Source organism: Streptomyces sp. 840.1, from assembly GCF_003751445.1.
Lineage (GTDB): Bacteria > Actinomycetota > Actinomycetes > Streptomycetales > Streptomycetaceae > Streptomyces.
On sequence record NZ_RJUU01000001.1, the window covers coordinates 3719137 to 3744509 of the forward strand.

At 70.7% G+C, this 25373-nt stretch carries 20 protein-coding genes, 1 tRNA gene and 1 pseudogene; 8 read left to right on the forward strand and 14 right to left on the reverse strand.

Annotated elements, in window-relative coordinates; all coding sequences use genetic code 11:
* Nucleotides 1–50: 50 nt before the first annotated feature.
* Together EDD93_RS16965 and EDD93_RS16970 are read left to right on the forward strand one after the other, a co-directional pair.
* Complete coding sequence (locus tag EDD93_RS16965; RefSeq protein ID WP_123525939.1) at nt 51–1676, forward strand: von Willebrand factor type A domain-containing protein; 1626 nt, start codon at nt 51–53, stop codon at nt 1674–1676.
* Between the two features lie 149 nt (nt 1677–1825).
* On the forward strand, nt 1826–2365 hold the full coding sequence (locus EDD93_RS16970; protein ID WP_123525940.1) for a DUF1772 domain-containing protein: 540 nt from the start codon (nt 1826–1828) through the stop codon (nt 2363–2365).
* A 58-nt stretch (nt 2366–2423) separates the two neighbouring features.
* Here EDD93_RS16970 and EDD93_RS16975 read toward each other — a convergent pair whose 3' ends face one another.
* Nucleotides 2424–3311, reverse strand: coding sequence for a helix-turn-helix transcriptional regulator (locus EDD93_RS16975; protein WP_123525941.1), 888 nt, complete (start codon nt 3309–3311; stop codon nt 2424–2426).
* Nucleotides 3312–3494: 183 nt separating this feature from the next.
* Here EDD93_RS16975 and EDD93_RS16980 point away from each other — a divergent pair, with 183 nt between their 5' ends.
* Nucleotides 3495–4289 (forward strand): SDR family oxidoreductase, encoded by a 795-nt coding sequence (locus tag EDD93_RS16980; RefSeq protein ID WP_123525942.1) that lies wholly within the window; start codon nt 3495–3497, stop codon nt 4287–4289.
* A 237-nt stretch (nt 4290–4526) separates the two neighbouring features.
* Here the strand turns inward: EDD93_RS16980 and EDD93_RS16985 are convergent, their stop codons facing one another.
* The 13 genes from EDD93_RS16985 to EDD93_RS17045 form a co-directional block, all read right to left on the reverse strand.
* Nucleotides 4527–6149, reverse strand: a complete 1623-nt coding sequence (locus EDD93_RS16985; protein WP_123525943.1) for a hypothetical protein — start codon at nt 6147–6149, stop codon at nt 4527–4529.
* 169 nt (nt 6150–6318) lie between these two features.
* Complete coding sequence (locus EDD93_RS39405) at nt 6319–6843, reverse strand: transposase (protein WP_311318311.1); 525 nt, start codon at nt 6841–6843, stop codon at nt 6319–6321.
* A gap of 119 nt (nt 6844–6962) precedes the next feature.
* Nucleotides 6963–7550: a hypothetical protein gene (locus EDD93_RS40230; RefSeq protein ID WP_260255762.1), complete on the reverse strand. Its 588-nt coding sequence runs from the start codon at nt 7548–7550 to the stop codon at nt 6963–6965.
* Between the two features lie 112 nt (nt 7551–7662).
* Nucleotides 7663–8817 (reverse strand): hypothetical protein, encoded by a 1155-nt coding sequence (locus EDD93_RS17000; protein WP_148083872.1) that lies wholly within the window; start codon nt 8815–8817, stop codon nt 7663–7665.
* Between the two features lie 204 nt (nt 8818–9021).
* Nucleotides 9022–9336, reverse strand: a complete 315-nt coding sequence (locus EDD93_RS17005) for an L-rhamnose mutarotase (protein WP_123525946.1) — start codon at nt 9334–9336, stop codon at nt 9022–9024.
* 34 nt (nt 9337–9370) lie between these two features.
* Nucleotides 9371–10456: a rhamnose ABC transporter substrate-binding protein gene (gene rhaS / locus EDD93_RS17010; protein WP_123525947.1), complete on the reverse strand. Its 1086-nt coding sequence runs from the start codon at nt 10454–10456 to the stop codon at nt 9371–9373.
* Nucleotides 10457–10519: 63 nt separating this feature from the next.
* The gene (locus tag EDD93_RS17015; protein ID WP_123525948.1) at nt 10520–11572 is read right to left on the reverse strand and encodes an ABC transporter permease; all 1053 of its coding nucleotides are present in this window, start codon (nt 11570–11572) and stop codon (nt 10520–10522) included.
* Nucleotides 11556–12611: an ABC transporter permease gene (locus EDD93_RS17020; protein WP_123525949.1), complete on the reverse strand. Its 1056-nt coding sequence runs from the start codon at nt 12609–12611 to the stop codon at nt 11556–11558. The genes EDD93_RS17015 and EDD93_RS17020 overlap by 17 nt, the downstream gene beginning before the upstream one ends.
* Nucleotides 12608–14149, reverse strand: coding sequence for a sugar ABC transporter ATP-binding protein (locus tag EDD93_RS17025; protein ID WP_123525950.1), 1542 nt, complete (start codon nt 14147–14149; stop codon nt 12608–12610). Before EDD93_RS17025 ends, EDD93_RS17020 begins: the two co-directional genes overlap by 4 nt.
* Nucleotides 14150–14524: 375 nt before the next feature.
* A complete protein-coding gene (locus tag EDD93_RS17030) occupies nt 14525–15379 on the reverse strand; it encodes an ABC transporter permease (RefSeq protein WP_123525951.1) in 855 nt (284 codons plus the stop codon).
* Nucleotides 15339–16199 (reverse strand): ABC transporter ATP-binding protein, encoded by an 861-nt coding sequence (locus EDD93_RS17035; protein ID WP_123525952.1) that lies wholly within the window; start codon nt 16197–16199, stop codon nt 15339–15341. The genes EDD93_RS17030 and EDD93_RS17035 overlap by 41 nt, the downstream gene beginning before the upstream one ends.
* Nucleotides 16196–16651 carry a MarR family winged helix-turn-helix transcriptional regulator gene (locus EDD93_RS17040; protein ID WP_123525953.1) on the reverse strand — a complete coding sequence of 152 codons (456 nt, stop codon included), beginning with the start codon at nt 16649–16651 and terminating at the stop codon, nt 16196–16198. Before EDD93_RS17040 ends, EDD93_RS17035 begins: the two co-directional genes overlap by 4 nt.
* A 227-nt stretch (nt 16652–16878) precedes the next feature.
* Nucleotides 16879–16951 (reverse strand) — tRNA-Arg (locus EDD93_RS17045).
* Between the two features lie 316 nt (nt 16952–17267).
* Here EDD93_RS17045 and EDD93_RS17050 point away from each other — a divergent pair.
* The 5 genes and pseudogenes from EDD93_RS17050 (at nt 17268) to ettA (ending at nt 25372) form a co-directional block, all read left to right on the forward strand.
* A complete protein-coding gene (locus tag EDD93_RS17050; RefSeq protein WP_123525954.1) occupies nt 17268–18920 on the forward strand; it encodes a dynamin family protein in 1653 nt (550 codons plus the stop codon).
* The gene (locus EDD93_RS17055; protein WP_260255763.1) at nt 18917–20947 is read left to right on the forward strand and encodes a GTPase; all 2031 of its coding nucleotides are present in this window, start codon (nt 18917–18919) and stop codon (nt 20945–20947) included. The genes EDD93_RS17050 and EDD93_RS17055 overlap by 4 nt, the downstream gene beginning before the upstream one ends.
* A gap of 102 nt (nt 20948–21049) precedes the next feature.
* Nucleotides 21050–21576, forward strand: a pseudogene (locus tag EDD93_RS17060) (single-stranded DNA-binding protein).
* A 467-nt stretch (nt 21577–22043) separates the two neighbouring features.
* Entirely contained in the window at nt 22044–23501 is a 1458-nt protein-coding gene (locus tag EDD93_RS17065; RefSeq protein ID WP_185092345.1) for an LAETG motif-containing sortase-dependent surface protein, read from the forward strand.
* 206 nt (nt 23502–23707) lie between these two features.
* Nucleotides 23708–25372 carry an energy-dependent translational throttle protein EttA gene (gene ettA, locus EDD93_RS17070; RefSeq protein ID WP_123525956.1) on the forward strand — a complete coding sequence of 555 codons (1665 nt, stop codon included), beginning with the start codon at nt 23708–23710 and terminating at the stop codon, nt 25370–25372.
* The last annotated feature ends 1 nt before the right edge of the window (nt 25373 follow it).

Genomic DNA, 25373 nt, shown 5'->3' on the forward strand with positions numbered 1-25373 from the left:
TCGCACGTCACACCCACACACGGGACACGACGGAAGCAGGGGGTACGGGGATGGCACGCGGAACACGCGCACACAGCGGGAAACGGATGTACCGAGGGGCGCTGGGGCTGCTGCTGGCGGGCGGGGTGCTGCTCACGGGCTGCTCGGGGGAGGGCAGCGAAACCAAGAGTTCCACCGCGGACCGCCGGGGAGCGCCCGCCCCGGCCGCCACCGGGAACGGCGCGAAGGGCGGTGCGGAGAACGGCGCGCGGGAGAGGGGCGGGACGAAGAAGGAGGACGGGACGAAGAAGGAGGACGGGGCGGAGAAGTCGGTGGCGCCCGACTACCTGTCCACCTTCGCCCTGGACGTGGACACCGCCTCCTACGGATACGCGCGCCGCACACTCGCCGGCGGCAGCCTGCCCGACCCCGGGACCGTACGCCCCGAGGAGTTCGTGAACAGCTTCCGCCAGGGCTACCGACGCCCGAAGGGCAACGGCTTCAGCGTCTCCGTCGACGGGGCACGGGCCGGCGCCGAGGGCGGCGGCTGGTCGCTGGTCCGGGTCGGTCTGGCGACCAGAGCCGCACCGCCCGCCGCCGAACGGCCGCCCGCCGCCCTCACGTTCGTCGTCGACATCTCCGGATCGATGGACTCCGCCGACCGGCTCGGCCTGGTGAAGAGTTCCCTTGCCACCCTCACCGACGAACTGCGCGACGACGATTCCGTCTCCCTGGTCACCTTCAGCGACAAGGCGCAGACCCTTCTGCCGATGACCCGGCTGCGCGACCACCGGGAGAAGATCCACGACGCGGTCGACTCCATGGAGCCCACCGACTCCACCAACGTGGCGGCAGGCGTCCGGCGCGGTTACGAGGAGGCGGTCGACGGCCACCGCGAGGGCGCCGGCAACCGCGTGGTCCTGCTCTCCGACGCGCTCGCCAACACCGGTGAGACCGACGCCGACGCGATCCTCGAACGGATCGGCTCCGCCCGCCGCGAGTACGGCATCACCCTCTTCGGGGTCGGGGTCGGCAGCGACTACGGCGACGCGCTGATGGAACGGCTCACCGACAAGGGCGACGGGCACACCACGTACATCGCCGACGAGGAGCAGGCTCGCAAGGTCTTCGTCGACCAGTTGCCCGCGCACCTCGAACTGACGGCGCGCGACGCGAAGGCACAGGTGGCCTTCGACCCGGAGACCGTCGAGAAGTTCAGGCTGATCGGCTACGAGGACCGCAAGGTGGCCGACGACGGCTTCCGCGACGACCGGGTGGACGGCGGCGAGGTCGGCCCCGGACATACGGTGACCGCGCTGTACGCCGTACGCCTGCGGGACGGTGCCTCGGGCCACGTGGCCACCGCCACGGTGCGCTGGCTGGACCCCGAGAGCCGTGCCGCGCACGAGGAGACGGGCGAGGTGGAGACCGGGGCGCTCGGGGGGCGGCTCTGGGGCGGTCGCAGCACCCGGCTCCAAGTGGCTGCGGTGGCCGTCTACTTCGCGGAGCAACTGCGCGGCGGCGAACTGCCGGGCGCGCCCGGTCTCGGTGCACTCGCCTCCCGGGCGAAGACGCTGGCCGAGGAGACGGAGGACGACTCCGTGTCGAAGCTGGCCGCGGCGATCGGCGCCGCGGACCGGCTCAGGGGCGGCCGGGGCGACACCGGCGCGGATACGGGAGAGGGGGAGATGGACTGACGGGGGCGGGTCCGCACCGGGGCCGGACGGTGGGCGGTGGCCGGGGCGGGACCGGGTTGAACTCGGCGTAGCGCAGGGGGAGCACCTCCGGTCGCACGTTCATGCGAATTACGGATGTGCGGCCGGGGGTGCTGGGCCATGATGAGCCCATGGCCTCCCTGTTCCTCGCTCTCGCCGTGATCACGACCGGCCTGTACGCGGGCTTCCTGCTGACGTTCCTGGTCGTCGTCATGCCCGGTCTCGCGGTCCTGCCGGACGACGGATTCACGGCTGCGATGCGCCGCTTCAACGAGAAGGTCCCCGGACCCGGGTTCCTGGTCGTCTTCCTCGGCGTGATCGCCTTCCCCGTCGCCACGCTCGTCACCGGGAAGAGCGGCTGGGGATGGCCGCTGGTGGCCGGGGCGCTGGCCTGCGCCGTCCTCTCCCACGCGGTCACGATCGCGGGCAACATCCCGCTCAACAAGGCGCTCGCCGCGGCGGAGCCGGTGTCCGGGCCGGTGCCGGCGCCCGCCTCGGTGTCAGTACCGGTCGCTGCGGCCCCGGGCGAGGGCGGAGCGGTTGCCGAGGCCGGCGAGAAGGCCGACAGCGCGGCCCGTACCGCGTTCGAGGCCCGCTGGAACATCCTTCACCAGGTCCGGACGGCGCTCTCGCTCGCCGCGTTCATCCTGCTGGTCTTCGCCGCCAACTAAGGCCTGTCCGGCGGATCTTCCAGACGCCGCGGGCCCGCGAAGATCCGCCGGACAGGCCTTAGGCGTATTGACCCGTAGGGCTCGGGACCCGGCCGGCCAGCAGATCGAGTGCCTGGCGCCCGGGTGAGCCGGGCTCGGGCGCGTAGACGGTGATACGGAGCCCGGGGTCAGCGGGCAGGTCGAGCGCTTCGTAGGGCAGGGTCAGGTCCCCGACGAGCGGGTGGCGGAGTTGCTTCACGCCGGAGTGGTGGAACCTCACGTCGTGCCGGGCCCAACGACGGGCGAACTCGTCGCTCTTCGTGCAGAGCTCGCCGATCAGGTCCATCAGGCCCTTGTCCCCCGGGGAGCGGCCGGTCTCGGTGCGCAGCAGGGCGACCGAGTCGCCGGCGGCCTTCTCCCGTTCGGGCCAGAAGCCGGCGGAACCGGGGTCGAGGAACAGGAACCGCGCGGTGTTGACCGGACCACGCTGCGCGAACAACGGGGAGTCGTAGACCGGGGCGTACAGCGCCCGGCCGAGCGGGTTGGCGGCGAGGATGTCGAACCGCCCGTTGCGGATGTAGGCGGGCTGGTCGGTCATCGCGTCGAGCATCCGCAGCACCACCGGCCGGATCCGCCCCGTCACAGCAGGTGGCCGACGCTCTGACGCCGTGGCCGCGCGGGCCAGGTCGTAGAGGTGGGCCCGCTCGGCGTCGTCGAGCTGAAGTGCGCGGGACAGGGAGTCCAGCACCGAGTCCGAGGCGCCCCGAAGGTTCCCGCGTTCGAGGCGGATGTAGTAGTCGACGCTCATCCCGGCCAGCAGCGCCACCTCCTCCCGGCGCAGCCCGGTCACACGGCGATTGCCACCGAAGACGGGCAGCCCGGCCCGCTGGGGCGTGATGCGGGCGCGGCGGGTGCTGAGGAACTCCCGCACCTCGTCGGCCTGCTCATTCCTCTCCCTGTCGGTCACAGCACCACCGTAGGCCGTGCCGCGATGTGCTGGGAGGTACTGCCGTTACCCGGAAGAGCGGTGACTCCCACCCGCGCACGCATGCGGGTTCCATGGAGGGACTCAGCAAGGCGGAGCAGCCTCACATCGGCCTGCCCAGCAGTCCGACGCACCGTCCCGCACGACCGAACGGCAAGGCTTCCAATGGCAGACAAGCAATTCACCTCACATGCGGAACTCTTCGATCTGAGCGGAAAGCGCGCGCTCGTCACCGGTGGCACCAGAGGCATCGGGATGATGATCGCGCGTGGCCTGCTTCAGGCGGGTGCCCGTGTGGTCATCAGCTCACGCGACGCGGAAGCGTGCGCCCAGGCCCAGGAACAACTGTCCGCGTTCGGTGAGGTGCGGGCCGTTCCAGCGGACCTGTCCCGCCACGACGAGTGCCGGCGGCTGTCGAGCCTCGTCACCGCCGGCTCGGAGCGCCTCGACATCCTCGTCAACAACGCGGGCGCCATGTGGGACGAGCCGCTGGAGACGTTCCCGGACGCGGCCTGGGACACGGTCGTCGACCTCAACCTGAAGTCTCCGTTCTGGCTGGTCCAGGCGCTGCTGCCCGCACTTCGCCGGGCGGGCACCGTCGACGATCCGGCGCGGATCATCAACATCGGCAGCATCGCCGCCATCCACATCCCCCAGCGGCCCAACTACTCGTACTCCAGCAGCAAGGCCGCACTGCACCAGCTCACCCGAGTGCTCGCCAAGGAACTGGGTCCGCAGCACGTCAGCGTGAACGCCGTGGCGCCGGGGCCGTTCCCGTCCTCGATGATGGCCGCGACCCTCGATGAGCTCGGCGAGGCGATCGCGGCGGCGGCCCCGCTGCGCAGGATCGGCCGCGACGACGACATGGCGGGTGTCGCCGTGTTCCTCGCCGGCCGGGCAGGCGCATACCTGACGGGTGCCGTCATCCCTGTCGACGGCGGCATCGCCACAACCGCGTAGCGGCAGACTCGGATTCCGCATCCGGGACGTGCGGCGACGGGTTCGGTGTCGGCATCGATGATGAACTGCACGTTCGCCGAGAAGCGGCGGTTTCCCCGCTCGCGCACGACCTTCAGCAGTCGAAATCCTTAACCAACTGCGTAGTTGGATGGTGAAGGTCGGTGCGGACGGCGACGCCCGGGTGCGCCCGCGTGGCTCTCCCGCTGCGCCGCCGACTCCATTGCGGCCGGCCCGCCCCTATGCTGCCCTGGTCTCGTGAGCGGAATCCGCAAGGGACCCCTCCAGGGAGAACCGCAACGGCAGCACCATCCGGAAGCGGCCCGGCCTCTCCTGAACCACCTCGAACTCGACGCCGGCCGGGATCGGCAGCCCGAGGAAGGCCTCGATGGTCTCCTTGGGCTCCCTCACCAACGCGCGGAGGAACGCCGGGTCGGCCTGGGCCCGATCGATCAGCCGGCGCTCGATGAGCTGCCTGTCCGTGTGCTTGAACAGCTTGTGCCATTCTTGGGCCTTGCGCCGCTCCGCGTCGATGTCGGCGATTTGCATATGTCCCGTCTGTGCCCCCGAACCGAATGGGCCACAGTTCGGAGCCGACGTCGGCAGACTGTTCTGGAGACCCCAGTTGCAGAACACGTCGTGACGGGTGGCTACGCCGAGCGGGTTGGTGATCCGGCCGTAGCCGTCGTCCTGGAACAGCCAGTTGCTCAGATCGTCGGGAGCCTTCTCGGCGGTGTACCAGTCGTCCGGACCGGTTCCGAGGTAGTTCTCGCAGATGTCGATGCCTTTCTGTGAATAGACCGTGTCCGTGTCCGTCTGCCAGGTGAGGTAGTAGGCGTCGAAGGTGTCTCCGCTCTGGCTGAGCATGTTCTCGATGTAGTCGGCGGGCGATGTGTAGTCGCCGCTCTCGACGAATTGACTGACGTCGGCGAGAAGCACGAACCACCTCACGGGCAGCAAGGTCTTGGTGAGCGACACCTTGTAGGCCGCGACCGCATCGTCGGTCATGTCCTGGAATGCCTCGCTGTACTTGTCAGGCACGGCGAGTTCGGGCGAGGCCATCGTCCAGGCCGTGGCCGTCTCCCCGGTGTTCGGGTTCGTCCAGGTCGTGCTCCAGTTCCCGGCCACGTCGTCGTGGATCACGGAGAGGTCGTGCTCCGCCTGGAGGAAGCTCTGGTAGAACCGGTCCCACACACCGCCCATGACTCCTTGGAGGGTCGGCGGAGTTTCGGTGACATACCCCCAGAAGATGTTCGCCACCGCCGCCGAGAAGAAGGCGTTGCCTTTGAAATCCACGCCGCCGATGCCCCAGAGCGCGTCGTCGATCAGATTGGCGACGAAAGACTCGCCCGGGTCGGTCGACCCGTCCTCGGACAGGTGGGAGTAGACGTCCTGGATGATGTCCTGAAAGTAGCTGTGGAGGTTCGTCAGCCAGTCCATCTCGTTCTCGATGTTCGTGATCGCCAGAGCCACCTGGGCCGCGGTGGGGGGCGGCGGCTCTTCCTCCTGGAAATCCGTCGTGGTGTTGTCGTCCAGGGTGCCGACGAGAACGGCGGGCTGGACGTCGCACCCCTCGGTCTGCGAGCGCCGGTAGATGTTGCGCTGGGTCGCCGTACCCTCGGGATCGGTCGCCAGGTCGACGAGATAGGCCAGTGCGTAGCCGCTGCCGCCCCAGGAGCTCCAGGGCCCGAACGCGCTCTCCCCCGAGCTGTTGACGAACGTCATCGCGTACTCGTTCTGGGTCTTGTCCGGCCACCACGGGTTTTCGGGCGGGAACGGCGCGTTCTGCGCGTAATACGACGGCGTGGGTGCCGTCGCGGGTGCGGTCGGAATCGCGTCTTCGGGAGTCTTCTTTCCGCTCACGTGGGTGGCCTCCAGTCGCCTTGGTCCGAATCTGCGGAGGGCATGGATCTGCGCTGGCGACCTCACGGGCCACCGTAAACCCGAAATGGGGAATAGATGTGCTGTGATGGGCGAGCCTGCGCCCACTGCGCGCATTCGTGCCGCGAGAAACCAGCGACACGCAATTGATCTATGTATGCAACGCTAGCTCTCCCTGGTAGGGGCCGCAATGCGTCGCATGGACCAGCGAGAGCATTGCCGCTCCGCTCGGCTCCACCACCGCGCCGCGCCTCCTCCTCGCGCAGGGCCGAGCCCGGCGCGCTCCGAATTTTCTCGCGCCCGCTTGACCTCGGCGATCGTGCCGGTGGATCTTGGTGGCTGGGCCGCCTCGGGAGCGTCCGAGGCGATGGTCGTCGGGCTCGGTGTCGATCCCGCCGGGCGGCTCGCGCTGCGGATCCCTTTTATCTGGAGTTGCTCCAGGATCCGCTTCCAGGTGCCGTCGCGCTGCCACCGGCGGAACAGGCCGTGGATCCGGCCCCATGGGCCCGTATCGCTCGGGGATGTCCCGCCAGGGGGTGCCCGTTCGGGTCCCCCTCCGTATGCCTTCGATCAGCTGCCGACGTGTCCACGTCCGCGGCCTGCCCGCTTTCTTCCCCGGCGGCAGCAACGGCTCCAACACAGCCCACTGTCGGTCTGTCAGAGCCCATCGCGCCACACCATGATCATCGCGACTCAAGATCCACTTTCGCGACAGACCTTAGTGACGCGTCTCGGATCCATGGCTGGGTGATGGGTCCTTATGAAAGCGCCTCAGTGAGCCGACCGGTGCACGGATCACCAGACCCCGGGGGTGCCCAGTTCACCGCCCCGGACGATCAGCGAGCAGGGATTTACGGTCACTGGGCAAGAGTTCCACAGCTCCACCCCGGCTGTGATCAGCTCCAGTACCGCGCGTTGTTCGTCGGGAGTCCACGCAGCGGACTCTCCTCCGAACAGCTTCTCGTAGGCGCTGTTATGCACCGCTTCCTGCTGGGGCAGCCGCTGGACCGCGTCGAGGCCGCGGGCCAGATCCTCGAAGAAGTTCCACGTCTCCAGCACCGAACCCGACGGGACCTTCCGGCGCACCGGATCCTCCAGCCAGTGCTGGACACGGACGAGCTCCAGCGTGTCGGCCTCAGAAGTGGCCGGCCTCAGCCCCCGCCGGCTCACATACACCCGCGCCTGCCGAACAGTCACGAACACCGGCACTCGCGAGCGACCAGCTTCTGCCAACGCATACACCTGATCGGGTTCGTCGCCCCGCCCGCCGATCCACAGAACTACCGCACTGCGCCCGCGCCCACGCACCCGGTACGCATAGAGACGCTCAGTTCCACCGCGGCGTCCGGTCTCCAACACATCTGTCATCTCGCTCGTCGCCACGCCCTCACACTGACACGACCCGCAAGATCCGCCGCGGCATTTCTCCGCAGCACCTGGCGGAATCGAAAATCCCAGAGAGGTCCGGTGCCCGCCAACGATTCGAGCTGAGCCACTAGCTCCTGTCGGCCGGTGCCCGCCCGGGGCCCCGGCGTCCGCGCCGCCCGCCGGACTCCGGGGGCGCCCAGCCAGGACCCGGCTGGTAGGCGAGCCGCCGGGTGTACCCGTACACCCCCCGGACGCCGGTGAACGCGGCTACCAGGGCCAGGCACCAGGACAACGCGTCCGGCCCCGGGCCGCGTTCGGCGAGGACGAGGGCGATGAGGGTCACCGCGGCCATGGCCAGCGCGTAGCCGTGCACGTCCGGGCGGTAGAGGGAGGCGCGCGGAGCGCGGCGGACGCGTCGGGGCGCCGTGGGGAAGGCGTGCTCCGGCGCGTACGCCGCCTCGGCGGCATGGCGGTCGGTGGACCCCCAGACCACGTAGCCGTCATCGGTGACCAGCGCGGCGCCCATCTGCTCCACCGGATCGCCCCAGGAACCGCCGGCGGCCGCCCAGCACAGCCACCCCTCCCGGCCCTCCAGGACGGCGGCCGACTCCAGGTCCAGCCAGGGGAACTGCGGGCTCTCCTCGTCCGGGGTCCGCAACGCGATCTGCCGGTCCTCGGCCACCACCATCAGCCGGCGCGACGCACTCCAGCGCCCGTCGCCCTCGCCGACCCAGACGGCCGGGCCCACCCGTACCCGGCGGGCCGCGACTTCACCGGCGGCGGCGTCCCGGCGCAGCTCGGCCGGCCCGGAGTGGGCCGATCCGCCGGTCAGGCCGGACAGCCAACCGCGCAGCAGCAGCAGCGAGAGCAGCGCGGCGACCGCGATGAGCAGCGGCATCACCGGGTCCAGCGGCCCCGCGTGGGCGCCGATCGTGCGCACCACGACGAGCGGGAACACGGCCATGAACAGCGAGGGCATGAGCGTCGCCCGGGTCAGCCGGCGGCGGGGCAGCTGGGCCGGGACGGGGACGAAGCCCGTGCCGTGCGGCTGCGGCGGGGCAGTCAGCGGCGGGGCGAGCGCCGCGCCGGCCCACCACAGGACGGTCAGCAGCGCCGTCAGGGCCGCGTAGACGACCGAACTGTCGCCCAGCGGCGCGTTGTCCGGGGTCGGGAAGAGCAGGGTCAGTGCCGTGACGGCGCCCGTCACCAGTGCCGCGGTTCCGGTGACGCGGCACCACCAGGTCGCACGTCTCGGCCGCACCGGATTGTCTCTGTGTGCCACGGTTCCCCCTTCGGGCCCCGGGCCCGGTGATGCGCGCCGCCCGTCGCGGTGTTTCCGGTGGTGTCGATTCGCCCGGATCCTACGCCGCGTTCCGTAATGGGTGAACAAAATTCCGAAGGGTGATGGTACGGACATCGGTGACCGGGCTTGTCCGGACAGACAGCGGGCCCGGATCCCCTGGGAATCCGGGCCCGCCACGGTCTCTCATCCCAGGTGGAAGACCTCGGCGAGCGGCACCATCGCGTCGTCCGCCGTCTCCGACTGCTCGAAGTAGTCCGCCATGTCCCGCTGCCACCGTCCGTTGACCTCGGTGGCGGCCATCGCCTCGCGCGCCGCGCCGAAGTCCTCCGTCTCCAGATAGCCGACCAGCAGCCCGTCCTCGCGCAGGAAGAGCGAGTAGTTGTGCCAGCCGGCCTCGGACAGCGCGTGGAGCATGTCCGGCCAGACCTCGGCATGCCGCTCGCGGTACTCGTCGATCCGGTCCTCGCGTACGTTCAGCAGGAAGCAGACACGCTGCACGGCAAGGCCTCCCTCGTACCTGTGTAGTGGCGGCTCAGAAGTCGAACTTGTCGATGTTCTTCTTGTCGAAGACGGTCGGCTTGCCGAGGATGACCTCGCCGTCCTTGCCGATCGTGTACTCACCGAGCTTGCCCGCCTTGAACTTCTCGCCCTCGGCGCCGGTGATCTGACCGGACGCCAGCGCCGCAGCCGCGTACGAACCGAGGTACCCGAGCTCCTCCGGGTTCCACAGCGAGAACTGCTCGACGGTGTCGTCCTTGACGTACTTGCGCATCTGGTTCGGTGTGCCGAGGCCGTTGAGCACGACCTTGCCCTTGTACGAGGAGTCGCTCAGGTAGCGTGCGGCGGCCGCGATGCCGACGGTGGTGGGCGAGATGATCCCCTTCAGGTCGGGGTAGGCCTGCATCAGGCCCTGGGTCTGCTGGAACGACTTCTGGTCCGCGTCGTCCCCGTACGCCACCTTCACCAGCTTCATGTCCTTGTACTTGGGCAGCTTCAGCTCGTCCTTCATGAACTCGATCCAGGTGTTCTGGTTCGTCGCGTTCTGGGTGGCCGAGAGGATCGCGACCTTGCCCTTGTAGCCGATCTGCTCCCCGAGGTGCTGCACCAGGCTGCGGCCGATCTCCTCGGAGCTCGCCTGGTTGATGAAGAGCTGACGGCACTCCTTCGCGGTGTCGGAGTCGTACGCCACCACCTTGATGTTCTTCTTCATGGCCTGCTTCAGCGGGCCGCACACCGCGTTGGGGTCGTTGGCGGCGACCAGGATCGCGTCCTGGCGCTGCTGGATCAGCGTGTTGATGTAGCTGACCTGGGAGGAGGCGCTGGCGTCGGACGGGCCGACCTCCTTGCCTGTGCCGCCGTACTCCTTGGCCGCCTCGATCCCCGCGTCGTCGACGATCTTCTCGTACGGGTTGTTGATCTGCTTGGGCAGGAAGGCGAGCTTCAGCCCCTTCTTCAGCGCAGCGCCCGGATCGGCCTTCGCCGTGGCCCCGGCCTTCGTGGACTCCTTGTCGGAACTGTCCTTCGTGGTGCCGGAACAGGCGCTGAGGGCGAGGGCGAGCGAGAGCGCGCCCGTGGCGGTGGCGACGGCGCGACGACCGGCGGCGGTGCGGAGCATCATGGCGGCGGTGTGCCTTTCGAGGAGTGCTTACGAGGACGAGGCGGAGGGGCGGGAGGGGGCGGGTCAGGGGCGGGTGCCGGCGGCGCGCCGGTGTCGTCGTTCGACCACGGTCGCGATGACGCGCGGGGTGAGGACGGACGCCACGAGGAGCAGCCCGGTCACGATGACCTGCACCTCGTTGGCGATGTCGTTGAGGGTCAGCAGGTTCTTCAGGACACCGATGAGCAGCACCCCGGCGACCGCGCCGAAGAGCGTGCCCTTTCCGCCGTCGAAGTCGATGCCGCCGAGCAGCACGGAGGCGATGACGAGCATTTCGAAGCCGAGCCCGTTGTCGGCTCGGGCACTCCCGTAGCGGAGGGTGAAGACGATCCCCGCGAAGGCGGAGAAGAGTCCGGTGACGACGAACAGCAGCAGCTTGATCCGCTTGACCCGGATGCCCGCGAAGTACGCGGCCTCCTCCTGCGCCCCGATCGCGAACAGCGAACGCCCCAGGCCGGTCGCGTGCAGCACGATCGCGGTGACCGCGGCCAGCACGATGAACAGCAGCACGGGGTAGGTGAGGAAGGTACCGGGCACCGTGGTGGTGTCGACGGCCCAGTCGGCGTACGTCTGCGGGAAGTCGGTCACCGCGTCGCTGCCGAGCGCCACCGAGGCCAGGCCCCGGTAGAGGGCGAGCGTACCGATGGTGACGGCCAGCGACGGGAGCCCGACCCTGGTGACCAGCCAGCCGTTGAGGAGCCCTCCGGCGACGCCCACCAGCAGCACCACCGGCACGATCGTCTCGAACGCCCACCCCGCGTCCCACAGCGCACCGGTCAGCGCACTGCCCAGGCCCAGCATCGAGGCCACCGACAGGTCGACCTGCCCGGCGACCACCAGCAGCGTCATCGGCAGTGCGATGAGGGCGACTTCCACGATGTCGTTGAACGCGAACGCGAGGTTCTCGCCGGAGCCGAAGCCGTCCGTGGTGGCGAGCCCGACGACGACGACCGCCACCAGGAGCGCCCCGACCGCACTGTCCCAGCGCAGCGCCAGGCCGCGCAGCGAACCCTTCGTCCTGGCCGGGCCCTTCGGAGCGGCCGGCACCGCCTTCTCGGTCTCAGGCGCCGTTGCCATGCCGGGCGCTCCTCTTCCTCAGTGCGGTGGTCATCCGCAGGTTCACTATTCGGTCGATGCTGATGGCCAGGAGGAGCAGCGCGCCGGTGATGGCGCCCTGCCAGAACGAGTCGACCTTCAGGACCACCAGCACGCTGCCGATGGTGGTGAGCAGCAGGGCGCCCAGCGCGGCGCCCCAGACCGTTCCGGTGCCGCCGGTGATGGCGACGCCGCCGACGACGACGGCGCTCACGACGGTCAGCTCCCAGCCGTGCGCGTTGTCCGCGACGACCGTGCCGAACCGGGCGAGCCACAGGGTGCCCGCGAAACCGGCGACGGCCCCCGAGAAGGCGTACGCGGCCAGGATCCGGCGCCGGATCGGCACCCCGGCGAGTACGGCGGCCTCCGGGCTCGACCCGATCGCGTACAGCTCGCGCCCCGAGCGGTAGCTGCGCAGGAAGTACGCGGTCGCCGCCAGCAGCACCACGGTGATCAGCGGCAGGTACGGCACGCCCAGCAGGCTCCCGCTGCCGAGGCCGAGGATCTGGTCGGGGACCTCGGCTGCGCCGATCTGGTCGCCCTGCGCCCACCAGTAGTCGACGCCCTGGATGATGTAGAGCATGCCGAGCGTGACGACGAGGGCCGGCACCTTGCCGAAGCTGACGAGCGCGCCGGAGACCAGCCCGCACACCACCCCGATGGCGATGCCCAGCAGCATGACGGTGAGCACGCCGTGGCCGGTCCCGGCGACGAACTTGCCGCAGGCGAAGGCCGAGAGCCCGACGACGGAGCCGACCGACAGGTCGATGTTGCGGGTGATCACGACGGCCGACTGGCCGACCGCGAGCAGCACCAGGATGGAGGAGTTGAGCAGCAGGTCCTTGATGCCCTGGTCGGACAGGAAGCGCGGATTGGCCAGGTAGGTGCCGAGGATCAGCAGGATCAGCGCCCCGGCGATGGAGATCTCGCGGGCCCGGAAGACGGTGTCCACGAGCGAGGCCGCGCTGCGGGCCGGCGCCTTCGGACCGCTGTCCGGCGGGCTTGCGACGGTGGTGGTCATGCCGCTGTCCTTTCACCGAGTCCGGTCGCCGCCGCCATGACCGTCTCCTCGGTGGCGTCCTCGCGTGGGAGTTCGGCGGCGAGCCGGCCCTCGTGCATGACGAGCACCCGGTCGGCCATGCCGATCACTTCGGGCAGGTCGGAGGAGATCATCAGCACGGCGAGCCCTTCGGCGGCCAGTGCGGAGAGCAGCCGGTGGACCTCGGCCTTGGTGCCGACGTCGATGCCCCGGGTCGGCTCGTCGACGATGAGCACGGAGGGTTCGGTCGCCAGCCACTTGGCCAGCACGACCTTCTGCTGGTTGCCGCCGGAGAGCACCCCGACGGTGTCGGCCAGCCGGTTGTACTTGAGCTGCAGGCGCAGCGCCCAGTCGGCGGCCCGGTCGTGCTCCAGGGCCCGGCTGACCAGCCCGCCGCGGCGCACCCTGCCGAGCCCGGTGAGGCCGATGTTGCGCTCGATCGACATCTCCATGACGAGGCCGCGCTGGCGGCGGTCCTCGGGTACGAGGGCGAGCCCGGCGGCCATCGCCGCGGTGGGCGAACCGGCGCGCAGCGCGGTGCCGTTCACCCGTACCTCGCCCGCGTCGGCGCGGTCGACGCCGAAGACGGCCTGTGCCACCTCGGTGCGGCCGGCCCCGACGAGCCCGGCCAGCGCGACGATCTCGCCCCGGCGTACCTCGAACGACACGTCGTGGAAGACGCCTTCCCGCGTCAGGCGCCGTACGGAGAGCGCGACTTCCCCGACGGCGGCGTCCTGCTTCGGGTAGAGGTCGTCGAGATCGCGGCCGACCATGCGCCGCACGAGACCGTCCTGGGTGAGCCCCTCCAGTGGCTCCGAGGAGATCCACCGGCCGTCGCGCAGGGTGGTGACGCGCTGGCACAGCTCGAATATCTCGTCCAGCCGGTGCGAGATGAACAGCACGGCCGCACCCTCGGCGCGCAGCGCCCGTACGACCGAGAACAGCCGGGCCGTCTCGCTGCCGGTGAGCGCGGCGGTCGGCTCGTCCATGATCAGGACGCGGGCCTCGAAGGAGAGCGCCTTGGCGATCTCCACGATCTGCTGGTCGGCGATGGACAGTCCGCGGGCCGGCCGGTCGGGGGCCAGATCGACACCGAGCCGGCGCATCAGAGCCCCGGTCGTTTCGTGCACGGCCCTGCGGTCGATCCGGCCGAGGGAACGCCGGGGCTGACGCCCCATGAAGATGTTCTCCGCGATCGACAGATCGGGGAAGAGCGTCGGCTCCTGGTAGATGACGGCGATTCCGGCGTCGCGGGCGGCGGCGGGGCCGTTGAAGACGACGGGCTTGCCGTCGAGCAGCACGACACCGTTGTCAGGGCGGTGCACCCCGGCGAGTGCCTTGATGAGGGTGGACTTTCCCGCGCCGTTCTCCCCGGCGAGTGCGTGCGCCTCACCGGGGAAGAGTTCGAGGGACACGTCCTGCAGGGCCCGTACGGCACCGAAGGATTTGCTCACACCCTTCAGCGCCAGCACCGGGGCCGGCTCCGGGGCCGAGTCCGGGCCCTTGGCGGACTTGTTCATGAGGGGCTCCTGAGCGGTGGACCGAGCCGGCGGAAGGCCGTAGGGGCCCACACGTCGTGAAAGGTTTCAATCGGGCTCCTCGGAAGCTAGACGGGGTGCGTGCGCGTAGTCAATGGGTGCGCCGTGGGAATCTGCTCAGGTTGGGGGGAGGCGTGAAGGGGAAATGGCCGCCGCCGGCTCGCGGGGGCGCGGATCCTCGACGGGGCCTTGATGAGACGGAAGTTCGCCGCTGTGGTGAATCGATTCACATACGTGGTTGGTGCTCGCGCGGGACATACGCGGGTTCCGGTGCGGCCGCGAGTGCGGCGTCCCCCTGTCACCGCACCCGTCGGCCGGGTGCCAACGGGCCGGCCGATGTGGGTGGGTGCGCCGGTGTCAGCGGGCGAGCCGGCCGAGGAGGGAACCGGCGGCCGTGATGCCGACGGCGGCGGCGAAGGCCAGCACCCCGAAGTCCAGGCCGAGATGGGAGGGAGTGCCGATGAGCAGCCCGCGCAGTGCGTCGACCTGGTAGCTCAGGGGGTTCACCTTGCTGATCGCCTGGAGCCAGCCGGGCATCAGGGCGACGGGGTAGAGCGCGTTGGAGGCGAAGAAGAGCGGCATCGTGATGGCCTGGCCGATGCCCATCAGCCGGTCCCGGGTGAGCACGATCCCGGCGATCGACATCGACAGGCAGGAGAAGAACGCCGAACCGAGCACCACGACCACGGCCACACCGAGCAGATGCAGCGGGTTCCAGCTCATGCCGACGCCGAGCAGCGCGGCGATCACGATGACGACGACGGCCTGGATCACGGCCTTCACGCCGGCGGCGAACGCCTTGCCGGTCACGAGGGCCGAGCGCGGGGTCGGGGTGACCATGAGTTTGGTGAGGACGCCGGAGTCGCGCTCCCAGATGATCATGATGCCGTAGAAGATCGCGATGAACATGGCCGACTGGGCGATGATCCCGGGCGCCAGGAAGTCGAGATAGGGGACGCCGCCGGTGGGGATGGCGTGGATGCGGGAGAACGTCGTACCGAAGATCAGCAGCCAGAGCGCGGGCTGGACGGCGCGGGTGTAGATCTCGGTCCGGTCGTGCATCAGCTTCTGCAGTTCGACGGCGCACATCGCGCCGACCCGGGCCGGTACGACCCGCCAGCCGGTGCGCGGCGGTGGCGGGGTGAGCAGCAGGGCGAAGCGCGGATCGGGCTCAGCCGCGCCGGGTTGCGGTGCGACGGGTGCGGCGGACATCGTTGAACGCTCCCTTCTCCGCCTCGGACCCGGGGTCGTCCAGGCCGCTTCCGGAGTGGTGCCGGAAGACGTCCTCCAGGGACGGCGGCGGGGCGGCGGGTTCGCCGGATTCCCGGCGGTGGGCGACCAGTTCGCCCTTCAGCTCGGCGGGGGTGCCGAGTGCGCGGAGCCTGCCGAGGTGCATCAGGGCGAGCCGGTCGCAGCGGCGGTCGGCCTCGTCCATGGAGTGCGTGGTCACCAGGACGGTCATCCCGGTGCCGGTCCGGATCTCGTTGATGCGGTCCCAGACGCTGTCCCGGGCGATCGGGTCCAGGCCGATCGTCGGCTCGTCCAGGATCAGCAGCCGGGGCGCGCTGACGAGGGCCTGGGCCAGTTCGAGGCGGCGGACCATGCCGCCGGAGTACGTGGCGGCGAGCCGGCCCGCGACATCGCCCAGCCCGACGGCGTCCAGGGCCTGGGCGACCCGTGCCGCGCGCTCACGGCGCGGCACGTCGTACACCCGGGCGAACAGCTGGACGTTCTCCAGGCCGGTGAGCCCGGCGTCGGCCGACAACTGCTGCGGTACGTAGCCGAGCAGGCGCCGCACCGCCATCCGCTCCCGGGCCGCGTCGTGGCCGAACACCTCGACGACCCCGCTCGGCACGGGCAGCAGGGTGGTGATGGCGCGCATCGTGGTGGTCTTGCCCGCGCCGTTCGGGCCGAGCAGCCCGAACACCTCCCCGGGCCGGACCAGCAGGTCCAGGCCGTCGACGGCCCTGGAGTCGCCGAAGCTGTAGGTCAGGCCGGTGCACCGGACGGCGGGTACGGCTTCTGTGGTCACTCGGTCTCATCCCCCTCACGCATGGAAGCGGCGAGTCGGTGCAGGGCCGGGAGCGCGGCGGTGAGCGCCGCACGGTCCTCGGCGTCCAGCCCGGCCAGATGGCGGCGGAAGAGCGCCGCACGGCGGGCGTGCCACTCATGCAGCGTCTCCGCCCCGGCGGGGGTGGGGTACAGCAGCGCCGCGCGGCCGTCCCCGGGGTCCTTCTCCCGCCGCAGCAGCCCCTCGGCGACCAGATGGTTGACCAGCGTGCTGACCGAGTTGGCCGCCAGGCAGAGGCTCCGTGCGGCCGTCGAGACGCGTACGCCGGGCTCACCGACCACCAGCCGCAACAGCTCGGCGTGCGCCCCGCGCAGCCGGGGAGCGGACAGCCCGCTCCACAGCCTGCGCCGGGCGAGCCGCTGGATACGGGGCAGAAGTCCGGCGAGTTCGTCGGACAGCTCACTCGTCTTCACCGCTCCATTTTAGCTCTGCATACGAACTAAGTCATCGGCTGCGGGCCCCGTCGAGGAACCGGCTCCGCGCCCGCCGACCGCGCGTCCGGCCGCGCGTCAGGCCTTACGCCGTCACTACGCGGGGCCCGCTAGCGTCTTTCGCCTGATCCGAACAAGAGGCCTCGGCACCCCTCCGACCAGCAAAAAGGCCCTCCCGGTGGGAGGGCCCGACATCGGCTGGGCTGAAGCGCCCCCGGCAGGACTCGAACCTGCGGCCAAGCGCTTAGAAGGCGCCTGCTCTATCCACTGAGCTACGGGGGCCGGGTGGTGGACTCGGTGACCTGGAGCCCTGGGACCCGGGCGGTCCGTGACCTGCCGGGACAAGGATAGGGCTCCGATCGCCTGGACCCGGTTGCTTCACCTGCGTGGCACGATGTGGAGGTTCGGTGAAGCGAAACGATAATCGCAGGTAGGTGCGATTCATGCATAGCTTTTGGCGCCTCACGCCCCGGGCGTTGTGCACTCGTTATGCCTGCGCCCCACTCGTCCCCTCTGTCCTGAGGAGGAACCGCCGCGCAGAGGGGGCTATACGCTTCAAAAAGGCGCCAAAATTGGGCATTCTTCGCATGTGGTGACCTTGGACGTACGGCCTCAGCTCATCGACGCACTTTCCGCCCTGCGCGACCGTGTCGCTGCCGTGCGTCTTCCACTCCCGCTGCCGGGCGCTCCACGCGCCAGGCAGACCCGGATCGAGCTGCTCGCCCAGCTCGACGACTATCTGCTGCCCCGCCTCAAGGACCCCGAGGCACCCCTGCTCGCGGTCATCGGCGGATCCACCGGCGCCGGCAAGTCGACGCTCGTCAACTCCCTGGTGGGGCGCCGGGTCAGCGAGGCCGGGGTGCTCCGGCCGACCACCCGCACCCCGGTACTGGTCTGCCATCCGGACGATCATCACTGGTTCGCGGACATCCGGGTGCTCCCGCAGCTGACCCGGGTCTGGCTCTCGCCCGAGGAGTCCGCCAACCCCGGCCAGTGCGACGACCTCGAAGGACCCGACGGGCACGCGGCCGAGGAAGGGACCGCGCTCCGCGTCGAGACCGCCGCCGGGCTGCCGCGCGGGCTCGCCCTGCTGGACGCCCCCGACATCGACTCGCTCGTCGTGCGCAACCGGGTGCTGGCCGCCGAACTCGTCTGCGCCGCCGACGTCTGGGTGATGGTGACCACCGCCGCCCGCTACGCCGACGCCGTGCCCTGGCACCTGCTGCGCACCGCCAAGGAGTACGACGCCTCGCTCGTCACCGTCCTGGACCGGGTGCCGCACCAGGTGATCGCCGAGGTGTCGCGGCAGTACGGGGCGCTGCTCACCAAGGCCGGTCTCGGCGAGGTGCCCCGCTTCACCATCCCCGAGCTGCCCGAGTCGGCGGGCGGCGGCAGCGGGCTGCTGCCCACCACGGCGGTCGCCCCGCTGCGCGCCTGGCTCACCCACCGCGCCCAGGACCCGGCGGCCCGTCAGCAGGCGGTCGGACGTACGGCGGCCGGGGTCATCGACTCACTCGACGTCCGGCTGCCCGCGCTCGCCGGGGCCGTCGCGGCCCAGTACGCGGCCGCCGTGCGGCTGACCGGGGTGGTCGAGGACGCGTACCGCAAGGAGGGCGCACGGGTCCGGCGGCGGCTGCAGAACGGCGGCGCGCTGGCCGGCGACGCCCGCACCCGGTGGCGCGGCTACCCGCTGTACAGCACCACGGAGGAAGTCCTCGAAGCCCTGGTGGAGAGCCTCGCCGCACTCCTGGAGTGCGCGGTGGCGGCCGCCGACGAACAGATCCGGACGACCTGGCGCCGGGAGCCCGCAGCGGCGGTGTTCGGCTTCGAGACGGTCGGCCGGGAAGAGGGCGGCTGGGGCCCGCCGGAAGACATCCGGGGCCGGATCGCCATGACCGTACGGCGCTGGCGCAGGGTCCTGGAGGAGCTGGCCGAGGAGGAGGTGCGCCTCATGGAACGCAACGCCGCGCCCGACGCGGAGACCGTCACCACCCTGCTCGCCGCCGCCCTGCTCGGCGGCCGCCGGGCCCGTAACGCCGGCGAGCAGCTGGCCGAACGCATCGGCGCCCAGGGCGCGCTGAGGCTGTGCGACAAGGGCGGGGCACTGCTCACCAGCTATCTCGACCAGGTGCTGGGCGGCGAGCGCGACCGGCGCCTCGCCCCGCTGGACGCACTCGACGTGGCACCCGAGCCGCAGGCCGAACTGATCGCGGCGCTGTCCGTACTGCAGAAGGAGAGGTGGCAGCGATGACTGCCGTCACTGACGAGGGTCCGGGCCGGGGACAAGGACCGCAGCAGGAGCCGGAGCCGGAGTTGCGGCCGGAGTCGGGTCCGCAGCCGGGGCGCCGCCCGGACGAGGAGGCGGCCCACAGCGAGAACCGGGCGGGCGACCAGGCCGAGGACCGGCCGAGCGGGCGCGGGAAGGACCGGGCGAAGGACCGGTCGAGCGAGCGGGCGAAGGATGGAGCCGAGGAGCGCGGCCGGCCGGGCGGCGGCTGGGACGACGGCCTCATCGCCCGTCGCGCCGCCGCCGGGGCCGCCCCCCGGCAGGCGCCGGAAGCCGCCCCGGACGAGGACGCCCGCCCCCAGGTCGAGGCGTACGTCCCCTCCGGCAGCCCGCTCAGCCCCCGGCTGGACGCACTGCGCGAACTCGTCGGGCTCTCCAGGGCCCGGCTCGACCGGGCCGACCTCGTGGAGGCGGGCCGGGTGCTCGACGAGGCGGCCGCCCGGCAGCGGCTCTCGTCGCGGCACACCGTCGTCGCCATCGCCGGAGCCAGCGGCAGCGGCAAGTCGACGCTCTTCAACTCCCTGGCGGGCGCACAGATCTCCGAGGCCGGGCTGCGCAGGCCGACCACCGCCGCGCCCATCGCCTGCTCGTGGACGGACGGCGCCGCGGGGCTGCTGGACCGGCTGGCCATCCCGGGGCGGCTCAGGCGCCGCCCGCAGCCGGGCGGCGCGGGGGCCGACGAGGCGCTCCAGGGGCTCGTCCTGGTCGACCTGCCCGACCACGACTCGGCGGCGGCCGGACACCGGGAACAGGTGGACCGGGTACTGGCGCTGGTCGACGCGGTGGTCTGGGTCGTGGACCCGGAGAAGTACGCGGACGCCGCACTGCACGAGCGCTACCTGCGGCCGCTCGCCGGGCACGCCGAGGTCACCTTCGTCGTCCTCAACCAGATCGACCGGCTGCCGGGCGAGGCCGCCGACCAGGTCCTGGACGACCTGCGCCGGCTGCTCGACGAGGACGGCATGGCCCTGGGCGAACACGGCGAACCGGGCGCCACCGTCCTGTCCCTGTCCGCGCTCACCGGCGACGGGGTCGGCGAACTGCGTGAACTCCTGGGCCGGTTCGTCCAGGAGCGCTCGGCCGCGACGCGCCGCCTCTCCGCCGATGTGGACGCCGCCGCCGCCAGGCTGCGCCCGGTGTACGTGGCCGAGGGGCGCACCGGGCTGGGGGAGCGGGCCCGGGAGGAGTTCGCCGGCCGGCTCGCGGAAGCCGTCGGCGCCGCCGCGGCGGGCCAGGCGGCGGAGCGCGAATGGCGCCGCAACGCGGGCCGGGCGTGCGGGACGCCGTGGCTGCGCCTGTGGCGCTGGTACGAGTCCACCAGGCAGCCCCGGCTCCTGGACCGGACGGCGCTCACCGCACCGCCCGAGGAACAGCTCACCGCACGTCAGCGCGTCGAGCAGGCGGTGCGCACGGTCGCGGACGAGGCCGTGGACGGGCTGCCGGGACCGTGGGCGCAAGCGGTGCGCGAGGCCGCTGTGCACGGGGCGCAGGGGCTGCCCGAGGCCCTCGACGAGCTGGCCGAGCGCGCCGGCGCCGCGCCGGTGAAGGGCGCGGAGAACGACGGCGGCGAGCCGGCGGAACCCGGGGCGCGGGCCGGGGCGCACCGGGGGCGGGCCGGTGTCAGGCCGCCCCGCCCGGCCTGGTGGCCCGCGGCCGTGCTGGCGCAGGTGGCGATGACGCTGCTGCAGATCTTCGGCGGCCTGTGGCTGATCGGCCAGATCGTCGGCGTACTCGAACCGGGGCTCCTGACGCCCGCCCTGGTGATGCTGGCGGGGATCGTCGGCGGTCCGCTGGTGGAGTGGTCGTGCGCGGCGGCGGCCCGGGGGCCCGCGCGGCGGTACGGCCAGGAGGCCGAACGCCGGCTGCGCGAGGCGGCGGCCGCCTGCGGCCGGGCCCGGGTGCTCGATCCGGTGTCGGCGGAACTGGTGCGCTATCGAGAGGTGCGCGAGCGCTTTGTGGCGGTGACGGAGTTTTCCACAACGGGCCGTTAGTCCACAGGCGCCCGCAGGAATTCCGCCTCCCCTTCAGCATGGGATCAGTGACCGGACGCAAGGACGCGGTCACTGAATCCAGTGCGAGGGGGAGGCGGAGTCATGAACGAGACCTTGGTGACGCTGGTGGGCAATGCGGCCACCGGTGTGGAGTTCCGGGAGACCGCGAGCGGCGGAATGGCGCGATTCCGGTTCGCGGTGACGCCGCGACGGTGGGACCGGGGGAAACAGCTCTGGGCGGACGGGCACACCAGCTTCTACACCGTGTGGGCGTGGCGGGCCCTGGCGTCGAATCTGACCGGTTCCGTTTCCGTGGGGGAACCCCTGGTGGTGCACGGCAGGCTGAAGGTGCGTGAGGAGGAACGGGACGGGCAGCGGCGGACGTTCGTGGACATCGAGGCGACGGCGGTGGGCCACGATCTGACCAGGGGGACGTCGGCCTTCCGGCGGGTGGTCAGGGCCGAGCCGGGGCTGGTGTCGCGCACCGGCGGCGCGGATGCGGCCGAGCCGGACCGGTGGGCGGTGCGCGAGGCGTCAGGGCGGGACCGGCCGGCGGCGCCACCGCCGAGGGAACGGGGCGAGCAGCCGGGCGAGTCGGACCGGGCGGATCAGCGGGAGGAGCCCGCTGATCAGCCTGATCAGCGTGACGAACAGGCGAATCGGCAGGATCGGCCTGAACAGACGGGGTGGCAAGCCGATCAGCTGGATCAACTGGACCAGTTGGATCAGTTGGGCCGGGCGGAGCAGCCGGATCAGTTGGACCGGGCGGATCAGCCGGAGCGGGTGAAGGCCCAGGATCGGGCGGAGCGTCCGGCGGCCGGGCGGCGGGTGGTTCGCCGGAAACGCGGGACCGAACTCGTCTCCGCACCATGACCGGCCGGCGCCGGCCGGGGCCGAACGCGGGCCAACCACCTCTGGCCCAAGCGTTACCGGGGATAACGATTCCGAGTCGGAATGGTTATCCGAGGGTATGACGGGGGACTGTGCTTCGCTTCTTACTTAGGATTTCCCAGTACTCACAGGGCACTTGAGTCGGCAGGCGGGACATTCCCCACACGCGCACCAGGCGCGAGGGTCTCGCCCGGAGGGGAATTCTGTGTTTTTTGCTTCTTCAGCGACCGCCTCGTCATCCGTGACGACGGTCAATTCCCGACGGTTCCGGGGCATATCCCGCCTGGCGGCGTCGGTGGTGGCATCCGGTCTGGTCATCGCCGGCACCCTCGCCGGCGCGGGCGGCGCGGCTGCCGACGAGGCGCCGCAGCACCAGGGCGGCGCGAGCGCGGTACTGGACGGGTTGAAGACGTACGACGTCGCGGTGCTGCACGCGGACGGCAAGGACCAGAAGCTGCCGGCGGGTCTCTTCGAGATGACCGTCGACGGCGGCGGCAAGCTCAAGACGTACTGCATCGACATCCACAACCCCACCCAGGACCAGGCGAAGTACCTGGAGACCCCCTGGGCCCAGACCTCGCTGGGCGGCAACAAGAACGCGGGCCGGATCCGCTGGATCCTGGAGCACTCCTACCCGCAGGTCGATGACCTCTCGGCACTGGCCGAGGCGGCGGGCACCGGGCCGCTCACCGAGAAGACCGCGGCGGCGGGTACCCAGGTCGCCATCTGGCGCTTCTCGGACAACGCCGACGTCGACGCCTCGGACCGCCAGGCGGAGAAGCTCGCCGACTGGCTGCAGAAGTCCGCGACCGACACGGCCGAGCCCAAGGCGTCCCTCTCCCTGGACTCCGCCGCGGTGTCCGGCCGGTCCGGTGAGCTGCTGGGCCCGGTCACCGTCCGCACCAACGCCGGCCAGGTCTCGGTGGCCCCGCCCGCCGACTCCGCCAGCGGCGTCAAGGTCACCGACAAGAAGGGCAAGGCCGTCACCACCGCGGCCAACGGCTCCGAGCTCTACTTCGACGTCCCGTCCGGTGCCGCCGACGGTTCGGCCGCACTGACCGTCCAGGCCACCACCTCGGTGCCCGTCGGCCGGGCCTTCGCCGGGGTGACCAGGAGCCAGACCCAGATCCTGGCCGGCTCCAGCGAGTCCACGGTCTCCGCGAGCGCCACGGCGACCTGGGCCAAGAAGGGCGCGATGCCCGCGCTCACCGCGAAGAAGAACTGCGCCAAGGGCGGCGTGGACGTCACCGCGAGCAACAAGGGCGACGAGGCCTTCACCTTCGAGCTGGCCGGGGCGAAGCACACCGTCGCGGCGGGCAAGTCCGCGACCGTGACCGTGCCGGTCGCCGAGGACCAGGCGTACGACTTCACGATCACCGGGCCGGGCGGTTTCAGCAGGACGTTCACCGGCGTGCTGGACTGCGAGACCAGCGGCAGCACCGCGACCACCACCGGCGGCCTCGACACCCAGACCGTCGACCAGCCCAACACGACCACCGCCACCGCGGGCGGCAGCTCCACGGGCGCCGAGGGCAACCTCGCGGAGACCGGAAGCTCCAACGCCACCCCCGTCATCGCGGGAATCGCGATCGGCCTCGTCGTCATCGGCGGCGGCGCGGTCTTCTTCCTCCGCCGGCGCAAGGGACAGACCTCCGGCGAGTGACGAGCGGCAGGCACACGGTGACGATGTGCTGATGACAGCCCCGGGACGCGGCCGCGACCCGGGGCTGTCGCGTACCGGGGGGCCGGGCCGGGCCGTTGCCGGGGCCGGGAAGGTGTGCACCGCGGGCAGTACTGGTTTCCATCCGGGTACGGACGTCAGGCAAGATGGGTGTATCTGCCCACTCATCGATTGCCGGACGGTTTCTCTTGGCTGAGTACATCTACACGATGCGCAAGACACGCAAGGCGCACGGCGACAAGGTCATCCTTGACGACGTCACGCTGAGCTTCCTGCCCGGCGCGAAGATCGGTGTGGTGGGTCCCAACGGTGCCGGTAAGTCCACGGTGCTGAAGATCATGGCGGGCCTGGAGCAGCCGTCCAACGGTGACGCCTTCCTGTCGCCCGGGTTCAGTGTCGGCATCCTCATGCAGGAGCCCCACCTCGACGAGTCGAAGACCGTGCTGCAGAACGTGCAGGACGGCGCCGCCGAGATCATGGGCAAGCTGAAGCGGTTCAACGAGGTCGCCGAGGAAATGGCGACCGACTACACCGACGCGCTCATGGACGAGATGGGCAAGCTCCAGGAGGACCTGGACCACGCCAACGCGTGGGACCTGGACGCCCAGCTGGAGCAGGCCATGGACGCCCTGGGCTGCCCGCCCGGCGACTGGCCCGTCGTCAACCTCTCCGGTGGCGAGAAGCGCCGGGTCGCGCTCTGCAAGCTGCTCATCGAGGCGCCGGACCTGCTGCTGCTCGACGAGCCCACCAACCACCTGGACGCCGAGTCGGTGAACTGGCTGGAGCAGCACCTCTCGAAGTACGCGGGCGCCGTGGTGGCCGTGACCCACGACCGGTACTTCCTGAACAACGTCGCCGAGTGGATCCTCGAACTCGACCGCGGCCGCGCCATCCCCTACGAGGGCAACTACTCCACGTACCTGGAGAAGAAGGCCACCCGCCTCAAGGTCGAGGGCCGCAAGGACGAGAAGCGCCAGAAGCGCCTCAAGGAGGAGCTGGAGTGGGTCCGCTCCAACGCCAAGGGCCGCCAGACCAAGTCCAAGGCACGTCTCGCCCGGTACGAGGAGATGGCGGCCGAGGCGGACAAGATGCGGAAGCTGGACTTCGAGGAGATCCAGATCCCGCCGGGCCCGCGGCTCGGTTCCATCGTGGTCGAGGTCGAGAACCTCTCGAAGGCCTTCGGTGACAAGGTCCTCATCGACGACCTGTCGTTCACGCTGCCGCGCAACGGCATCGTCGGCATCATCGGCCCGAACGGCGCGGGCAAGACCACGCTGTTCAAGATGATCCAGGGCCTGGAGACGCCGGACGCCGGCTCCATCAAGGTCGGCGACACGGTCAAGATCTCCTACGTCGACCAGTCCCGCGCCAGCATCGACCCGAAGAAGACCCTCTGGGCCGTCGTGTCGGACGAGCTGGACTACATCAACGTCGGCCAGGTCGAGATGCCCTCGCGGGCGTACGTCTCCGCGTTCGGCTTCAAGGGCCCGGACCAGCAGAAGCCGGCCGGTGTGCTCTCCGGTGGTGAGCGCAACCGCCTCAACCTGGCGCTGACGCTCAAGGAGGGCGGCAACCTGCTGCTCCTCGACGAGCCCACCAACGACCTCGACGTCGAGACCCTCTCTTCGCTGGAGAACGCACTCCTGGAGTTCCCGGGTGCGGCCGTGGTCATCTCCCACGACCGCTGGTTCCTGGACCGCGTCGCCACGCACATCCTGGCGTACGAGGGCGACTCCAAGTGGTACTGGTTCGAGGGCAACTTCGAGTCGTACGAGAAGAACAAGGTCGAGCGCCTCGGTGCGGACGCGGCCCGTCCGCACCGTGCCACGTACAAGAAGCTCACGCGAGGCTGAT

What these genes read in the sequence shown, in the direction of transcription:
- EDD93_RS17025 (WP_123525950.1), bottom strand. Translation starts at nt 14,149, where the DNA reads ATGAACAAGTCCGCCAAGGGCCCGGACTCGGCCCCGGAGCCGGCCCCG.
- EDD93_RS17055 (WP_260255763.1), top strand. Translation starts at nt 18,917, where the DNA reads ATGACTGCCGTCACTGACGAGGGTCCGGGCCGGGGACAAGGACCGCAG.
- EDD93_RS16965 (WP_123525939.1), top strand. Translation starts at nt 51, where the DNA reads ATGGCACGCGGAACACGCGCACACAGCGGGAAACGGATGTACCGAGGG.
- EDD93_RS16970 (WP_123525940.1), top strand. Translation starts at nt 1,826, where the DNA reads ATGGCCTCCCTGTTCCTCGCTCTCGCCGTGATCACGACCGGCCTGTAC.
- EDD93_RS17030 (WP_123525951.1), bottom strand. Translation starts at nt 15,379, where the DNA reads ATGTCCGCCGCACCCGTCGCACCGCAACCCGGCGCGGCTGAGCCCGAT.
- EDD93_RS17015 (WP_123525948.1), bottom strand. Translation starts at nt 11,572, where the DNA reads ATGGCAACGGCGCCTGAGACCGAGAAGGCGGTGCCGGCCGCTCCGAAG.
- EDD93_RS16980 (WP_123525942.1), top strand. Translation starts at nt 3,495, where the DNA reads ATGGCAGACAAGCAATTCACCTCACATGCGGAACTCTTCGATCTGAGC.
- rhaS (WP_123525947.1), bottom strand. Translation starts at nt 10,456, where the DNA reads ATGATGCTCCGCACCGCCGCCGGTCGTCGCGCCGTCGCCACCGCCACG.
- EDD93_RS17020 (WP_123525949.1), bottom strand. Translation starts at nt 12,611, where the DNA reads ATGACCACCACCGTCGCAAGCCCGCCGGACAGCGGTCCGAAGGCGCCG.